Annotated in this window: 3 protein-coding genes; 1 reads left to right on the forward strand and 2 read right to left on the reverse strand. The window is 32.0% G+C overall.

Annotated features, from left to right (window positions below; genetic code table 11):
- Positions 1 to 223 precede the first annotated feature (223 nt).
- On the reverse strand, positions 224 to 541 hold the full coding sequence (locus tag DVW83_RS14625; protein ID WP_137239669.1) for a MerR family transcriptional regulator: 318 nt from the start codon (positions 539 to 541) through the stop codon (positions 224 to 226).
- An 11-nt stretch (positions 542 to 552) separates the two neighbouring features.
- Entirely contained in the window at positions 553 to 822 is a 270-nt protein-coding gene (locus DVW83_RS14630; protein ID WP_137239671.1) for a helix-turn-helix domain-containing protein, read from the reverse strand.
- 149 nt (positions 823 to 971) lie between these two features.
- Between DVW83_RS14630 and DVW83_RS14635 the strand changes: the two genes are divergently transcribed.
- Positions 972 to 1450, forward strand: a 479-nt coding sequence (locus DVW83_RS14635; protein WP_137239674.1) for a helix-turn-helix domain-containing protein, incomplete at its 3' end; no start/stop codon positions are given.

Genomic DNA, 1450 nt, shown 5'->3' on the forward strand with positions numbered 1-1450 from the left:
TCACCTTCTTCTGTTTCAACGATTAATCTTGTGTAATTTTCTTCATTTAAAATTCCCATTTTCTCTTCTTTCTTCATGTCAACCCTCCTTCGTATCTCACCGTCACCACCTCCAAGAAGAGGAGTTGCCCATGCAAGTAGGTATATGTGCGAATTTAGTTTTGTTTTTTGTAATTTTTGAAGGAAATCGCAACTCCTCTTTTCGGAAGTGGTGCGTGTAGACTTTACATGGCTCTCATACGATAATTTAGCTTTTGATCAACTAAAACTTTTTTGGTATAACTTTGTTTTGCTTTTTCAGCTTCGGCTAAATCATACAGGTAGCATCGACCGCTTTTATCAACTGGTTCGACTCCCCCTTGCTTTAAATAAATATCAACTGTTTTTTCTGAACAGTCCCATTTATTAGCAAGTTCCTTTATGGTAAAAAGAGTTTGTTTTGACTTAGCAAAATAAGTAGCTTCTAGTACTTGTATTCTTTCATCTACTTTTTCTTCAATTAACTTTTCAATCAATCCTGCTAATTCGCTTGATGTTTCCACGAGTACACCTCCTACGCCGGTTGTTTGATTGAATTCAAACCTCTAGTTGCATTTTTGGAAACTTCTTGTTCAAATTTTTTTCGTAATTCATATATATCAAAAAAATCAACACCTAATATTTCTGCTAAAAGCTCCATATGATTGATGTCCATCTTAAATAAATTACATCTCATTTGCCATAAATAACTAGGATTAATACCCATTTTTTTTGCAACAAAATTATAACGTAATCCTTTCTCTTCTATTAAATTATCCAATGGCTTAAAAGTTGCTTTGCTCACGTTATCACCTCATTCCTTATTGATTACATTTTCATAATAAACTTTTGTTGCATTTTTGTCAACAATTAGGTTGCATTTTTGTAAACTTTTTTATTTACTTTTGATTTATGTGAATATATACTTGTAATCAAAGGTGGTGACACAATATAATGAAAAGAGAAATTAAATTCGGAAAAATGTTAGACTTTTTTCGTCAAGAAAAAAATATGACTATGGAAGAATTAGGAACTTATTTAGGTCGTAATAAATCTACTGTTTCCCGATGGATTTCTGGAGAAAGATATCCAAAAATCGAAGAAGTAGAACAAATAGTTACTTTTTTTGATACTGACGTTGAAACTCTATTATTCGGTGCTGACAAAATAGATACAAAAAACTCTATTTTATCTTTAATTAATGAGACTTCTTCTCAACTCACCCCACCTCGACAACAAAAAGTCTATGACTTTGCTAAACATGAATTGGAAGAGCAGCAAGATCGTGGGCAAAACAATAAAATTCATTCTCTTCAAAAATATAGAGAATTGAAAGAACAAAAAGAAGAATTTGTTGATATAGATTGGTACGGATGTGCTTCAGCAGGTACTGGAGAATTCATATTTGATACAAAAGAGGTCATTTCACTTCC

Origin of the sequence: Enterococcus sp. VV15, from assembly GCF_005236045.1 — a bacterium.
Taxonomy (GTDB): domain Bacteria; phylum Bacillota; class Bacilli; order Lactobacillales; family Enterococcaceae; genus Enterococcus_B; species Enterococcus_B durans.